The 14,727-nt window shown below is 60.9% G+C and carries 12 protein-coding genes and 1 riboswitch; of the genes, 3 read left to right on the top strand and 9 right to left on the bottom strand.

Going from position 1 to position 14,727, the window contains the following annotated elements; all coding sequences use genetic code 11:
• From AC0J1C_RS17260 to AC0J1C_RS17270, 3 genes are all read right to left on the bottom strand, one after another.
• Entirely contained in the window at positions 1-969 is a 969-nt protein-coding gene (locus tag AC0J1C_RS17260; RefSeq protein ID WP_473044992.1) for a hypothetical protein, read from the bottom strand.
• 65 nt (positions 970-1,034) lie between these two features.
• Positions 1,035-1,580 carry a hypothetical protein gene (locus tag AC0J1C_RS17265; RefSeq protein ID WP_473044993.1) on the bottom strand — a complete coding sequence of 182 codons (546 nt, stop codon included), beginning with the start codon at positions 1,578-1,580 and terminating at the stop codon, positions 1,035-1,037.
• Between the two features lie 65 nt (positions 1,581-1,645).
• Positions 1,646-1,858: an acetyltransferase gene (locus AC0J1C_RS17270; RefSeq protein ID WP_473044994.1), complete on the bottom strand. Its 213-nt coding sequence runs from the start codon at positions 1,856-1,858 to the stop codon at positions 1,646-1,648.
• 176 nt (positions 1,859-2,034) lie between these two features.
• Here AC0J1C_RS17270 and AC0J1C_RS17275 point away from each other — a divergent pair, with 176 nt between their 5' ends.
• Positions 2,035-2,718, top strand: a complete 684-nt coding sequence (locus AC0J1C_RS17275) for a DUF4396 domain-containing protein (protein WP_473044995.1) — start codon at positions 2,035-2,037, stop codon at positions 2,716-2,718.
• Between the two features lie 36 nt (positions 2,719-2,754).
• On the opposite strand, the gene AC0J1C_RS17280 is transcribed toward AC0J1C_RS17275, so the two are convergent.
• The 4 genes from AC0J1C_RS17280 to AC0J1C_RS17295 all read right to left on the bottom strand — a co-directional run bounded on the left by AC0J1C_RS17280 (position 2,755) and on the right by AC0J1C_RS17295 (position 8,648).
• A complete protein-coding gene (locus AC0J1C_RS17280; protein ID WP_473044996.1) occupies positions 2,755-3,531 on the bottom strand; it encodes a CLCA_X family protein in 777 nt (258 codons plus the stop codon).
• A 55-nt stretch (positions 3,532-3,586) separates the two neighbouring features.
• Positions 3,587-4,291: a substrate-binding periplasmic protein gene (locus AC0J1C_RS17285; protein WP_473044998.1), complete on the bottom strand. Its 705-nt coding sequence runs from the start codon at positions 4,289-4,291 to the stop codon at positions 3,587-3,589.
• Between the two features lie 227 nt (positions 4,292-4,518).
• On the bottom strand, positions 4,519-5,577 hold the full coding sequence (locus AC0J1C_RS17290; protein WP_473044999.1) for a ribonucleotide-diphosphate reductase subunit beta: 1,059 nt from the start codon (positions 5,575-5,577) through the stop codon (positions 4,519-4,521).
• Positions 5,578-5,870: 293 nt separating this feature from the next.
• Positions 5,871-8,648 carry a ribonucleoside-diphosphate reductase subunit alpha gene (locus tag AC0J1C_RS17295; RefSeq protein WP_473045000.1) on the bottom strand — a complete coding sequence of 926 codons (2,778 nt, stop codon included), beginning with the start codon at positions 8,646-8,648 and terminating at the stop codon, positions 5,871-5,873.
• A gap of 110 nt (positions 8,649-8,758) precedes the next feature.
• A riboswitch (cobalamin riboswitch) is annotated at positions 8,759-8,982 on the bottom strand.
• Between the two features lie 81 nt (positions 8,983-9,063).
• Between AC0J1C_RS17295 and AC0J1C_RS17300 the strand changes: the two genes are divergently transcribed.
• Positions 9,064-9,798: a DUF3047 domain-containing protein gene (locus AC0J1C_RS17300; RefSeq protein WP_473045001.1), complete on the top strand. Its 735-nt coding sequence runs from the start codon at positions 9,064-9,066 to the stop codon at positions 9,796-9,798.
• A 6-nt stretch (positions 9,799-9,804) separates the two neighbouring features.
• On the opposite strand, the gene AC0J1C_RS17305 is transcribed toward AC0J1C_RS17300, so the two are convergent.
• Together AC0J1C_RS17305 and nhaB are read right to left on the bottom strand one after the other, a co-directional pair.
• Positions 9,805-10,656, bottom strand: coding sequence for a substrate-binding periplasmic protein (locus tag AC0J1C_RS17305; RefSeq protein ID WP_473045002.1), 852 nt, complete (start codon positions 10,654-10,656; stop codon positions 9,805-9,807).
• Between the two features lie 91 nt (positions 10,657-10,747).
• Positions 10,748-12,253, bottom strand: coding sequence for a sodium/proton antiporter NhaB (gene nhaB, locus AC0J1C_RS17310; RefSeq protein ID WP_375183366.1), 1,506 nt, complete (start codon positions 12,251-12,253; stop codon positions 10,748-10,750).
• Positions 12,254-12,651: 398 nt separating this feature from the next.
• Between nhaB and AC0J1C_RS17315 the strand changes: the two genes are divergently transcribed.
• Complete coding sequence (locus tag AC0J1C_RS17315) at positions 12,652-14,727, top strand: TonB-dependent siderophore receptor (RefSeq protein WP_473045003.1); 2,076 nt, start codon at positions 12,652-12,654, stop codon at positions 14,725-14,727.

A 14,727-nucleotide genomic window follows, 5' to 3' on the forward strand; every position in this document is an offset into this window, starting at 1 on the left:
TCAGAACCCGGCCCGGAGGGTGACGCCGGCCAAGGTTTTGTCGTAGTCGGCCGAGTCCACGTTGGAGGAATAGTTACCATAGGAAATGCTGGGCTCGACACTGACCACCTCGGTCAGGCCGATACGCCAGCCCGCTTCCAGGATCCGCGCCTGATCCACACGCTGGCTGGAACTGCGCTCGGTAAGGTCACCCGTGAGCGGATCCGTCAGCAACGGATCGCTGCTGGTGATGGTCACCGCCTCGTATTCCCGGTCTTCGAAGCGCCAGCCCAGGCGGAACCGGTTGTCCTCGCCAGCCAGCGTGAACTTGTGCACCAGGCTGGCACGGAAGCGGATCAGCCGGTTGTCGTAGGCATCCGCTTCGGCGTCCTCGCGGTCGCCGTCCAACCCGAGCAGCAAGTGGCTTTGGGCCTCGTTGAAAAAGAAGAACGCGTCCAGGCTGGCGCCCTTGATGTCCGAGTCCCGGGCGTTGCTGTCCTCGAAGTCCTTGGCCTTGTCCTGCAGGCTCGCCAGCAGGTAGACATCGTCACCCACCAGACGCCCCAGATAGACACTCGCCCGCCGATAATCCAGGAAAGGGTCGGAACCCAGTGTTGCATGGGAGAAATGGTAGCTCGCCCCGACAGTGACCGGATCGAAGTCGTAACTGATGTCGGCGGAAGCCAGGTGGATGTCCTGATCAAACCGGTCAAACGTCTGATACCGACGCCCGGACACCGAATAGCCCAGTGTGACGTTCAGTCGTTCTGCAGGCCTGAGGATACCTTCCAGACCAGCATCAAACACCCAGGCCTCGTCACTCTCACCGGAAGCGGCATTCAGTTCGTTCACGGTCAGGTTGCTGTCGTGCTCGTAGCCCCCTTCCAGATGCCCATTCAGTTCAGCCTTGTCCGCGGCCTCGGCCACCAGTACCGGAGACATCAGTCTTACAGCCAGGGACACGGTGGAGATTCGCTGTATCAAACGCATATCGGCTCCTCTCTGTCAGAAAAAAGCCGGGCCTGAAACGGCCCGGCTGCGCTCGGATCACGCCTTTACAACAGGCCGCCGCCAGCGGAACCCTGCACCGTACCTTTCACGGTGTTACGGACTTCGCTTTTGACGCTATCGGAGACTGACGTGCCGATCTGCTGATTGGTTTCAGCCTGGATTTCGGCATTTCGGGCCTTGTTCATGCGTTCGCCGGCGGCTTCACGCTGCTCGGCAACGGTGTCGGTTGCCGCATCCGCAGTAGCATTGGCGGTGCCACGAACCTTCTGACCCGCCTCGACACCGGCGCGGACAGCGGTGTTGCCCTTCTGGCGCGCCTCGTTGCTGGCGGCCTGGCCTTGCTCGGATGCTTCATCGCGAGCCGCCTGACCCCGATCGGAGGCTTCGTCACGAGCCGCCTGGCCGTTTAGATTGCCCTCGGCGGAAGCGGAGCCGCTGCCCTGGGCGGACACGCCGCTCTGGGTGTTGGCCTCAGCCTTCATGCTGGTTTCCGCTTGAACATTGGCATTGGCCGCGCCGGAACCTTCGGCCGCCAGGGCGCCGGTGGAAAGGATGGAACAGATTGCGAGAGTCAGTACGTGCTTTTTCATGGTTACGTCCTCCTGTTTTGCCCTTTTCGGGTTGCTTTCACGAGGAGGACGATTCAGCGCGGAATTTATTCCTTACGGCGGTAATTCGGATCGGTCCAGCACTTCGGCAGGGGTTCACCGGAAGGGAAAACCAGTTCGGATTTCTGGAAAGATTCCGGGTCCTGGGCTTCTTCTCCATAGTGCAGACTGCCCTTGATGCTATCCAGATGTGGATCAAAGAGGGCACTGGTATCCAGCACCTCGATCAGGTGTCCGGTTGCTTTCTCAGCGACAAACATAGGAACCTCCGAAAGCGGGAAAATACTCCTTTAAACGTAGCAGAGGCTCGGACTTACAGACAGGTCGGAGGCAGTCTCACGTCGGGTCGGCTACGGGCGCGGGGTTGAAAAACCGAAACTCCTCCTTAACGACTATGGTTATAAGCTCATTTTCCAGAGACGGGAGGGTCCCTATCGTGAGCCTCGAGTACATCCAGAATCTGATCGACACCTGGAGCGGTCTTGGCATCTGGCTGGCCCTGGTGGCTGCCAGCGTTGCCTGGGTCATCCACGATCTTCGAACCCGCAACAGCCACATTGCCTCCATGATGCAATGGGTGTGGGGCCTGACCGTGCTCTATTCCGGGCCCATCGGTCTCGCCATCTACCGCTTTTCGGGGCGCAAGCAGATTCCCACCGACAGTCTTGCCCGCAAGGGTTTTCGTTCCGTTGCGCACTGTTACTCGGGCTGTGGTATCGGTGAGATTCTGGGTGTGATCATTTCCGTTGGCCTGTTTGCCATGGGCAACTTCTGGGCCGCGATTATCACCTTCAGTCTGGCCTACATCTTTGGCTTTGCCCTCAACATCGGGCCGATGATGCAGAATGGCATGCCCTTCAAGGAGGCCTTCAAGGGCGCTTTCGTGGCCGAGACCATCAGCATCGTGGTCATGGAGTCAGTGGCGATCAGCACCGACCTCTACCTGGGCGGCGAAGCAACCATGGGCGACGCCCTGTTCTGGTCCTCGCTGTATGTATCCCTCTCACTGGGTCTGTTCGCGGCCTGGCCCGCCAACCTGCTGCTGATCAAATACGGCCTCAAGGGTGGCATGGGCGATCCGCGGGATGAAGACGCGGCCGCGCACGCGCATTGCCATTGAACGCATCTCGGGATGTGGCCGTCGCCAGGGCGGCGGTCATGCCCCCTCACTGCGTCGCAATGCCTGCCCCAGACTCGCAAAATACCGCTGAAACGCCGCGTTGATCCGTGCTCGCTCCTCACCCTCGGGGTACAGGCCCAGTGCGGCCTCTTCGGAGGCCTTGGTCCCTTTTACCAGGAACGCGTTCTTGTGCGGCGCGTCCTGTACGAAGGCTTCAAAGGCTCGGGCGCAGAGCTCTTCCGGCTGGCTGTAGTAATGCACGCCGGCAACTTTGTCCGCCTTCACGGACTGACGAAACAGGTTGCTCGGCTGATTGCCACTGAGGTCCAGCAGGACCGCCTTGTAGCAGGCCTGCAGGCGATCGTTCAGCGGATGGGCAATCGCGTCCTCGCGGGTCAGCCACAGTCGGGAACCGAAGTCGCCGGGTCGGGTGCCCGGGAAAAGTTTGTCGGCAATGTAGTGGTCGAAAGCGTGGAACCATTCGTGGGCAATGCTGCCCGGGCCCGCGTTCTTGGCCAGCGCGAAGCTGCGGGTCGCCGGTGTGTAATGGGCCGACACCCCGGGCCGCCCGCCAATACCGTACTGCAACGCCAGGGTGCCGCGCAGGGAGATCAGGCTCTCGGTGCCACCGAGGTTGGCCATCAGATCGCTCAGGGCGCTGTAGAACTGGGCAGCGCTGCGCTGTTTTTCGGGCTCGGTGACCCACCGGCCAATCTCCACACTGCGAAACTGGAAACGACGACGTACGTCCAGGAAGGTGACCGGGGCGCCGGCCACGTGGTCCAGTCTGCGGGGATCCAGGTCTCGGTTCACGGCGCAATAACGCGCTTGTGCGCGGGGGAACAATATGGCGACAAATAGCGCCTCATCAGTAGCTTTCGAGAAGAAGATTCAGTTTGGAGCGGAATTCGGCACGCTGCATAACGTCGTCAACCTGATGAATGAGCTCTGCGGCGGACGGAAAACGCCGGGAAACGCCGAGATGGAAAGGGATCATTGAGTGGGGAATAAAATCAACCTTGCGGACCTTCAGGTTCTTCAAGTAACCGAGTTTCCGCGCCGTGAAGCGGGCGTCTTCAGCGGGCTGCACCATAAAATCCCCGGCTTTTCTCAGCATCAGCAGATGCATCATGGTGTCCACGTCTCGCCCCGGCACGCGCTCCAGATAGTCAGGTATGTTTTCCGTTTCCCATGTTGAGCCCTTTTCAACGATCACCTTCAAGTTGGCCAGGTCAGCGAAGCTCGTAGCGGATTCAATCTGGTCTCTGTTGGGGTTCTCCGCCGAGTAGACCAGATGGCCAAAGTCCTGTGTGAAAAGCGGTCTCGCCGAGAAGATGGCGTAGTCCTGTCGGGCGTCTGACGGATAGGTGAGAAACCCGTCGGCAGGACCAAATCTGACGCTGTGCTGGGCTCTCGACCAGGGCATCACGGCGCTCGCCACGCTATAACCGGGGATATCACTGAACACCAGCTGCACAAGATCGGGAAACAGACCGGCAGCCTTGTTATCAATCAGGAAACTGTAGGGCGGTGATTGTTCCGCGAAGGCAAACGTGAGTTTACCGGATGCCATCGCGACACCCGGGAAAACAAGGACTGCCACCAGGTAAACGAGCCGCAAGGACGCGGCCAATTCTTTCAGACGCTGTCTATTCACCCTGGATCCCTTTGAGGAGCGCTAGGTTCGTGCAAGTCAGGGAGTCATCCGACTCCCTGGCGGCTGACAATTAAACCATACGCCCCGTCCCGCGAAAAAGTTTATGCAGGTTCGTGGCGATGACACCGGCGGCTCCGCTCAACCTACCACTCCAGCTGCGCGCCGGTCTGGTACTCGATCACTCGGGTTTCAAAGAAGTTCTTCTCTTTGCGCAGGGTAGCCTGCTCGTCGAGCCAGGGTGAGACGTTCTTCGCGCCCGGGAACGGCTCCTCAAGCCCGACTGTACGTGCCCGCCGGTTGGCCACAAAGCGGAACTGCTCGCTGTGATACTCGGCGGAGTAGCCCAGGATGGGGTCGCGCAGGATGTAGTTGGCGTAGGCGGTTTCGGCGGCTTCGGATTCGTCCCACATGTCACGCACCGCCTTGGGGTCGAAGGTGATGTTTTCTTCCTCGACGATCTGGTTGACCACTTTCAGGCCAAAGGAGAAGTGCATGGCTTCGTCCCGCAGGATGTACTGCAGCTGTTCACCGGTGCCGCGCATCAGGCCCCGGCGCTGCAGGGCAAAGATGGGACTGAAGCCGTTGTAGAACCAGGTGCCCTCGAACACCGCCGCGAAGAACAGGTAGCTCATGATGAACTCCTGCAGGTCGTCGCGGTTGCGCAGGTTCATGTCCGGGCGCATGGCGGCGTCCAGGCGGCGGTTGGCAATCTGGATCTTGCCGTTGATCGCCGGCACCACGCGGTAGCGGTTGTAGATTTCGCTCTGGTCCAGGTTGAGAGTTTCGATGCAGTGCTGGTAGGCCCAGGTGTGCATGGCTTCCTCGTACACCTGGCGGGCCTGGTAGATCTGCAGTTCCGGGGCGCTCATTTTCTCCATCACCGCCAGACCGATGTTGCGCATGGCGAGGATGTCGGAGGTGGTGAGGTAGGCAAGGACGTTCTCGTAGACGTGTTTTTCCGCCGGGGTCAGGCGGTGGTGGTAGTCGGAGACGTCCTGGGCCATGTTCACGTCCAGGGGGGTCCAGTGGTTCTTGTTGGCGTTCATGAAGTACTCCCAGGCCCAGGGGTACTTGAACGGTGCCAGCTGGTTGATGTCGGTCTCGCCGTTGATGACGCGCTTGTCGTCGACGTTCACCGGGGCCGGGCCCTGGGGGCTGGCGGCCTTGGTTTGGGTTTTTGGTTCGTCGTCCCAATCGAGCATGTTTTTTACCTCCGGGTTCTTTGTCTTCCCAGCCTGCTTGCACTGGTGGAGGAACCGGTCTGGTCTGGCCTCCCAAAAACCGCCCGTGAACCCATCCCTGGGGGGCTTGGCTGCAGCCATCCATGGCTGCAGACATTTTTGGGAGGCCAGACCAGCCCGGTTCTTCAGGCTTGGGAGTAATCGCCGTTTATAGTGCGTAGGTCGGATTAGCGCAGCGTAATCCGACTTTGTTCCTGTAATCGGGCTTGCTTGTCGGATTACGCTGCGCTAATCCGACCTACATGTACCGCGGCTTACTGACAGGCCTCGCAGTCCGGGTTGTCGATGCTGCATACCTGCGGCTGCGGTGCCGCCACCAGGGTGGTTTTTTCCGCGCCGGTGGCGCCCAGGGAGCGCAGGTAGTAGGTGGTTTTCAGGCCGCGCTCCCAGGCCAGCTGGTACAGGGCGTCCAGCTTTTTGCCGCTGGGTTCGGCCATGTAGAGGTTGAGACTCTGGGCCTGGTCGAGCCATTTCTGGCGTCGGGCGGCGGCTTCCACCAGCCAACGGGCGTCGATCTCGAAGGCGGTGGCGTAGCGGGCCCTGAGTTCAGCCGGGATGCGGTCGATTTGCTGCACGCTGCCGTCGAAGTATTTGAGGTCGTTGACCATCACGTTATCCCACAGGCCTTCGGCCTTGAGGTCGCGGACCAGGGAGGGGTTGACCACGGTGAACTCGCCGGAGAGGTTCGATTTGACGAACAGGTTCTGGTAGGCCGGCTCGATGGACTGGGAAACGCCCACGATGTTGGAGATGGTGGCCGTTGGCGCAATGGCCATAACGTTGCTGTTGCGCATGCCGTTCCTGGCGATGAGCTCGCGCACCGGGGTCCAGTCCAGGCGGGCGTTGGTGTTGACCGAGAGGTCGCCGTCGCGGCGGGCTTCTTTCAGCAGGTTGATGGAATCAATCGGCAGGATGCCCTGCTGCCAGAGGGAGCCTTCGTAGCTTTCGTAGGCGCCGCGCTCGCCGGCCAGGGTGGCGGAAGCGCGCAGGGCGAAGTAGCTGAGCTGTTCCATGGCCACGTCGGCGAACTCCACCGCTTCCGGGCTGGAGTATGGCAGGCCCAGCTGATAGAGGGCGTCCTGGAAGCCCATCAGGCCGAGGCCGACTGGGCGGTGTTTATGGTTGGAGTTCTTCGCCTGGGGCACGGCGTAGTAGTTGATGTCGATGACGTTATCGAGCATGCGCACGGCGGTGTTCACGGTGCGTTCCAGGCGCTGGACGTCCAGCTCGCCGTCCTTGATATGGGCGGCCAGGTTTACCGAACCCAGGTTACACACGGCGATTTCATCGGCGCTGGTATTCAGGGTGATTTCCGTGCACAGGTTGGAGCTGTGCACCACGCCCCGGTGCTGCTGCGGCGAGCGCAGGTTGCAGGGGTCCTTGAAGGTGATCCAGGGGTGGCCGGTTTCAAACAGCACGGTGAGCATCTTGCGCCAGAGCTGTTTGGCGGAGATTTTCCGGAACAGCTTGATCTGGCCCTGTTCGGCCAGCGCTTCGTAGTGCTCGTAGCGCTCGCGGAAGGCATTGCCGTAGAGGTCGTGCAGGTCCGGGACGTCACTCGGGGAGAACAGGGTCCACTCCCGGTCTTCGCGCATGCGCTCGATCAGCAGGTCCGGCACCCAGTTGGCGGTGTTCATGTCGTGGGTTCGGCGGCGCTCGTCGCCGGTGTTCTTGCGCAGCTCCAGGAATTCCTCGATGTCCAGGTGCCAGCTTTCCAGGTAGGCGCACACGGCGCCCTTGCGCTTGCCGCCCTGGTTCACCGCCACGGCGGTGTCGTTGACCACTTTCAGGAAGGGCACCACGCCCTGGCTCTGGCCATTGGTGCCCTTGATGTGGGAGCCCAGGGCACGGACTGGCGTCCAGTCGTTGCCCAGGCCGCCGGCCCATTTGCTCAGCAGGGCGTTGTCCTTGATGGCGCCGTAGATGCCTTCCAGGTCGTCCTGAACGGTGGTCAGGTAGCAGGAGGAGAGCTGGGAGTGGCGGGTGCCGCTGTTGAACAGGGTGGGCGTGCTGGCCATGTAGTCGAACGAGGACAGCAGGTTGTAGAACTCGATGGCCCGCTCGTTCGGGTCGTCCTCGCGCAGGGCCAGGCCCATGGCCACACGCATGAAGAACACCTGGGGCAGTTCCAGGCGGGCCTTGTTCCAGTGCAGGAAGTAGCGGTCGTACAGGGTCTGCAGGCCGAGAAAGCCGAACTGCAGGTCGCGCTCGGGCTTGAGGGCCTCACCGAGGCGCTCGAGATCAAAGCCGACCAGCGCTTCGTCCAGCAGTTCGTGGCGAATGCCGGCGTGGATAAAGGCCGTCAGCGCCTGGGGATACACCTCCGCCAGGGACTGGTTACGCGGCAGTTCCAGGGCTTCACCGGTTTCCAGGCGCAGCTGTTCCAGCAGCAAGCGGGCGGTCACGGCGCTGTAGTCCGGCTCCCGCTCGATGCGGCCCCGGGCGGTCATGATCAGGGCCGAGAGCACTTCGGTTTCTTCAATGCCGTCGTAGAGGTTGCGCAGGGCGTCGTCCACCAGGGACTCACCGTCGATGCCTTCCAGCCCGGCGGCGGCCTGCTCCACCTGCAGCTTCATCAGACCCAGGTCCAGGGGCGCGATGGTGCCGTCGGCCTTTTTCACGGTCAGGTGCGGGTGGGCTTCCACCGGCTCATCGATGGCCCGCTGGCGCGCGTGTTCTTCCCGGTACAGCACGTAGGCGCGAGCGACTTTCTGTTCCTCGGCCCGCATCAGGGCCAGTTCCACCTGGTCCTGGATGTCTTCGATGTGGACCTTGCCGCCGGCCTTCAGGCGCCGGCTGATGGCCTGCACCACCTGGTCGGTGACCAGTTTGACGGCGTGATTGATGCGGGCGGAACCGGCGGCCTGGTCGCCTTCCACGGCCAGGAAGGCCTTGGTGACGGCCACGGTGATCTTGGAGGCATCAAAGCCCACCAGGGTGCCGTTGCGTTTAATCACCTGCAGGGCCTGGGTGGAGGTGTTCGATTTGGACTGGGATTCGGGCTGGGCTTCGGCCAGAACGGAGGCGGACATGGTTGTTCTCCTGAATACGCGTTGAATTCCTTTCACCTTCGCGTACGCAGGGGCACACCTCGCCATGGGCATGGCTGGGCGACACCGGTCTGCTCACCTTGAAACGCGAAGGTGCAGTTATCTCCCTGGCAGGTCTTCGGACTCAGGGGCGTGAATCGTTGGATTCGGCCTCGCTCGGCGACTTCCCGGTTTCAACCAGTGTCGTAATGCCGTGCTTGTTCCCCAATACCGCTGCGCGTCAGTTCCGGAGTCTCACCGGATTCCCGATACCAGAATGCGTTGATTACGAAGTAATCACAATATCTGGTACTTGACCAAGGATGAGAACACTATATACAGGTCACCCTTCAACAACAAGGCACTTTTCTGTAAAACCCCTGTCTGCACCGGTAACCTTCAGACTCGAGTGAACGCCATGGCCCGGAACCGATACCCGCGATGGACGGCACTGTTGCTCGCCGGCCTCTTCAGCTGCAGCAGCATCAACCTCGCCCATGCCGAGGACGCCGCACTGACTCCCTTTTCGGAAATGCAGTCGCTGACCGACGACTGGGAACCCCTGAATTTCCCGAATATCGAGCAGCACACCCGCTATGAGCTGGTCACCGACGACGGCCAGCAGGTGGTCAAGGCCACCACCGATGGCAGCGCATCCGGTCTGATTGCCCGGGTCAGCGTCGAGCCGGGTGATTCGCTGATTCTTAAGTGGCGCTGGAAGGTTTCCAACGTTTTCGAGAAAGGCAACGCCCGCAGCAAGTCCGGGGACGACTACCCGGCCCGGATTTACGTGGCGTTCGAGTTTCAGCCGGAAAAGGCCGGCTTTTTCGAGCGGGCAAAGCGCAAGACCGTGGAAGTGCTGTTCGGCGAGTCCCTGCCCGGCAATGCCCTGAACTACATCTGGGCCAACACCCTGCCGGAGGGCACCTTCATCGCCAACGCCTACACCGACAAGACCATGATGGTGGCGGTCAATTCCGGCAGGGAACGGGTCGGTGACTGGGTAACGGTGGAACGAGACATTGTCGCCGACTATCGGCAGGCGTTTGGCGAGGCGCCGCCGCCCATTGTGGGGGTGGCCATCATGTCGGATTCAGACAACACGGGCGAACGGGCCACCGCCTGGTATGGCGATGTCCGGCTGGCACCCTGATCACAGTCACTGGAGTTGCTCCGGGTAGCCGGGAATGACGTAGGCGCCGGTCAGGTCCCGAACCGGGGGCACTTCGCCCCTTTCCACCAGACGCAGATAGGCGTCATCGAACTCATCCCGCATCAGTGCCGCCCGGGGATGGGCCAGCGAGAAAATCCAGGCGAGATCCCGGGTGCGCACTTCCGATTCCCGGAGCATGTCATCGGATCCCGGAACTAGTACCTGTCGTACAGGCTGACGATAATCCAGAAGGTAATCCCCCCGCCTGCGCTTGAGCATATCCACGGCCGAGCGATGGTTTGGGGCTTCGGTGATGCGAATGTCCGGATGGGCGTCCAGCCAGTCCAGCAGTCCCGCATAGGTATAGCCGCCAATAACAATGACCCGTTTGCCGCGCAATTCATCCAGATGGCTCAGCGGTGGCGAACCTTCCAGGTACCAGGCGCTCAGATGGACGGGCGCCGGACTTATCCAGCTCTCCAGAACATTGCCCTGCAATCTTGGTACGTCGGTGACCCCGGGCCACACGTCAATCAGGCCGTTGATTAGATACAGGTACACGCGGCTCACCGGCAGGTAGATGAACTCGGGCTGATAGCCGGCCTCAACCGCTACTTTGCTGGTCAGCTCGATAAAGCTGCCGGCGGGCTGGCCGTTGCTGTTCTGATAGGTAATCGGGGGAAACTCAAGGTACGCCACCCGCAGGATCGGGGCCGTCGCCACCGGTTCGGAATTTGATTGGGCAAAAGCGCCCCACGCCGCGAACATCAAAAGGCACAGGCCGGCGAGCCGGGCGATGAACACCCGCCCCTTCGCCAGCCTCCTGAACTCGGGAACGTCGAAACAACAGCTGTACATGGAGTCCGTTTATCCGCTTTTATTTAAGGGAAGATTAACAGACACCCGCAGATCTGCACTGACCCAGGCCGCAAAAAATCCGGCCGGGATGTCAAATGTGGTTAACCACCATGTACAGGCCCACGCCGCCCATCACCAGGGTGTAGGGAAATGCCATGATAACCATCTTGCCGTAAGACAGCCGAACCAGCGGCGCGATTGCCGAGGTCAGCAGGAACAGGAACGCCGCCTGGCCGTTGGGCGTGGCCACACTGGGCAGGTTGGTACCGGTGTTGATCGCCACCGCCAGCTCCTGGAAATGCTCGTAGCTGATGGCGCCGGCTTCCAGTGCCTGCTTGACCTCACTGATGTACACAGTCGCTACGAACACGTTATCGCTGATCATTGAGAGCACGCCGTTGGCGATGAAGAACATGCCCGGTTGCTGGGCTTCGGGCAGCGACAGCACGTAATCGATGATCGGCTTGAACAGGTGCTGTTCGTGGATCACCGCCACCACCGCGAAGAACACGACCAACAGGGAGGTGAACGGCAGCGATTCCTGGAAGGCCTTACCAATCTGGTGCTCGTCGGTAACGCCGGTAAAGGAGGTAATCAGGATGATCACCAACAGGCCGATCAGCCCTACCTCCGCCAGGTGCAGGGCCAGGCCCACCACCAGGATGGCGGCGGCAACCGCCTGCACCCAGAGTGCGGCCTGGTCAGCTTTGGTGCGTTTGGCGCGCTCGTTTTCAGCAAACTCCTCCAGCACCCGGCGCACCGGCTTGGGCAGCCGACCGCCGTAACCAAACCAACGCAGCTTCTCCAGGGCCCAGCAGGTAACCAGCCCCGCCGCCAGCACCGGCAGGCTCACCGGCGCCATATGCAGGAAGAACCCGGCAAAGTCCCAGCCTACGACCTTGGCAATCAGCAGGTTCTGGGGTTCGCCCACCATGGTGGCAACGCCACCCAGGGCAGTGCCGATGGCGCCGTGCATCAGCAGACTGCGCAGAAAAGCCCGGAAGTTTTCCAGGTCTTCCCGGTGCAGCTCGATCACTTCGTCATCGCTGCCAGCGTTGTGGTCCTTGTGCTGATAGCCCTTGCCCGAGGCAACTTTGTGGTACACCGAGTAGAAACCCACCGCCACACTGATGATCACGGCGGTTACCGTCAGGGCATCCAGGAAGGCCGACAGCAGGGCCGCAGCACTGCAGAACAACAGCGACAGCGCCGACTTGGAGCGCACGCCCACCAGGATCTGGGTAAACGTCACCAGCAACAGTTCTTTCATGAAGTAGATGCCGGCAACCATGAACATCAGCAGCAGTATGACCGGAAAGTTGGTGAGTACCTCCAGGTAGACCGCATCCGGCGTTGTCAGCCCGATCAGCAACGCCTCCACCGCCAGCAGGCCACCCGGCAGCAACGGGTAGCACTTGAGTGCCATGGCCAGGGTGAAAATGAACTCGGCAATCAGGAGCCAGCCGGCGGTTCCGGGGCCCAGGGTCCACATCACGATAGGATTGGCTGCCAGAAACAGCAGGATGACCTGCTTGTACCAGACGGGCGCTTTACCGAGGAAATTGTGGGTGAAGCCGGAGAGAACGGTTGTGGGCATGGCGAACATCTTCTGAGAAAGCGGTTTGTTGGTATTGTGTGCCAGAGGCCCCGCATCTTCCTTGATATTTGCGTACCAGGGTATGGTTCAAAGGTACAACGTTCCGACCGCTTTTGGTCTTAATAGCAAAAAGAAAAGAGAACAGGTCTGGCCAACAGCATTATTTTCGTAATATTACTTAATTAACACCCCAGGGGCGACCGCATTCTAACCGATTTCCCGCCACATTCGGTGTTTTCATGAATATTTAACCGGCAGGGCCGGGTGTCCGTGCAACTCACCGGATTCATGGTAATGATATTGGTTTGCATTACGATTTCTTTAAGAATAAGATTCGGCGAATTTCGGTGAGTTCTTCACCGCCCGACCAACATCCGTGATGCAAAGGTGCTCTCCCTATGTCTGCCGCTTTCTTACCCACTCCCCTGGCACACGCCATCCGACTTACCCTGAGCCTGGGTATTGTTGCCACGTCGATGCCCGCCCTGGCGCAGGATGACTCGCCAGAAAGTCTGGATGCCCTGGTGGTCTCTGCCACGGCGCTCAAGGTGGAGGCGCCGCTGGTGGAAACCCCGAGGCCCGCGTCGGTGGTCGAGGAGGAAGAACTCAGGGAGCGCAACGTGCAGTCCCTGGATGAGACCTTCCAGTACCGGGCCGGCGTGCTGTCGGGCCACTACGGTGACGATAACGACACCGACTGGCTGAAGATCCGTGGCTTTGACCAGGCCACCTATCAGGACGGCCTGCGCATCTACCGCGAGGGCTTTTACCAGTGGCTGCCGGAGACCTATGGCCTGGAACGGGTCGAACTGCTCAAGGGTCCGGCCTCCATCCTGTACGGTGAGGCGCCTCCTGGCGGCGTGATCAACGCCATCAGCAAACGCCCGACCAGGGAGGCTCAGGGCGAGGTGCTGGTGCAGGCGGGTACAGACAAGCACCGCCAGCTTGGCGTCGACACCTCCGGACCGGTCGCCGGAAGTGATAACGTCCGCTACCGGCTTGTGGGCCTGTATCGCGATGGCGAAGGCGACCTGGACTTCACCGAGAACGAGCGCTACTACCTGGCACCCAGCCTGGCGTGGGATATCACGGACCAGACCAGCCTGACGCTCCTGGCCAGCTTCCAGAAGGACGACGCCGTTCCCACCAATCCGTTCAAACTGGCCTACGGCACCGTTCAGGGCACGCCGTTTGGCAAGGTGGATCCGTCCACCAACTACAGTGAGCCCGGCTACGACACCAATGAGCGCACCCAGTCTTCCCTGGGCTATGCCCTGAGCCACCAGATCAACGATGTCTGGCGGTTCGAGCAGGATTTCCGGTACAGCGAGCTGGATCTGCTGTTGCGCAGCAGCTACATCTTTTTCCAGACCGGTCCGCGGGAAGGCCAGCGCTACCTGACCTACCGGGACGGCAAGATCGACAGCTGGACGGTCGATAACCGCGTGGTGGGCAACTGGTACACGGATCGCACCGAGCACACCTTCCTGGCGGGGGTCGATTACCAGGATCTGAACAACAAGGGTAAACAGAACGGTGTCGGCGGCTTTTCAATGTTCGGAAGCCCCATTGATCTGTTCGATCCGCAGTACGGTAATTTCACACCAATCACGCCCGCCGACCTGGTCGTTACCGAAACCGACAAGCAACAGACCGGCTACTACCTCCAGCATCAGCTGCGCCTGGACGACCGCTGGGTGTTCCTGGCCGGCGCACGCTACGACCAGGCGAAGGTGGACAACATCAACCGCGACGCCAACACCCGCCAGGAGGCGGACGATGATCAGCTGTCGCTGTCGGGTGGCGTGATGTACCTGGCCGAAAACGGCGTCTCCCCCTATGTGTCCTACACTGAATCCTTCCAGCCCATTGCCGGCACCGACGGCAACGGCAATCTCTACGAGCCGCGTACCGGCGAGCAGATCGAGCTGGGTGTGAAGATTGCGCCCCGCAACCTGGACGGTTACGTAACCGCCGCAGTCTACCGGATTGAAGAGGAGAATTCCCTGGGCACCAGCCAGGGTGGCTTCCAGATCCAGGATCGCGAGCGCACCACTGAAGGCTTCGAGCTGGAGAGTGTCAGCTACCTCACCGAGCAGCTCGAGCTGACCGCCGCCTACACCTACAACAGCGCCAAGGTTCGCGACCAGGCCACCGCCCGCAGCGAACGCCAGGCCCCGCTCATTCCCCGCCACCAGGCGTCGGCGTGGCTGGACTACAGCTTCACCGACCTGGCGCCGGGCCTCAAGGTAGGCGCCGGCGCTCGCTTCGTCGGCGAAACCAAAGACGGCAGTACGGAAGTGCCTTCCTACACCGTGTTCGACATGATGGCCCAGTACGCTTTCGCGCCCCAGTGGCAGGCCCAGTTGAACGTGAGCAACCTGGCCGATCGCGAGTACGTGGCGAGCTGCGATTACTGGTGCTACTACGGCGCAGAGCGCAGTGTGGTGGCCAGCCTGCGCTATCGCTGGTAA

It is taken from the genome of Marinobacter sp. E2, from assembly GCF_055755345.1.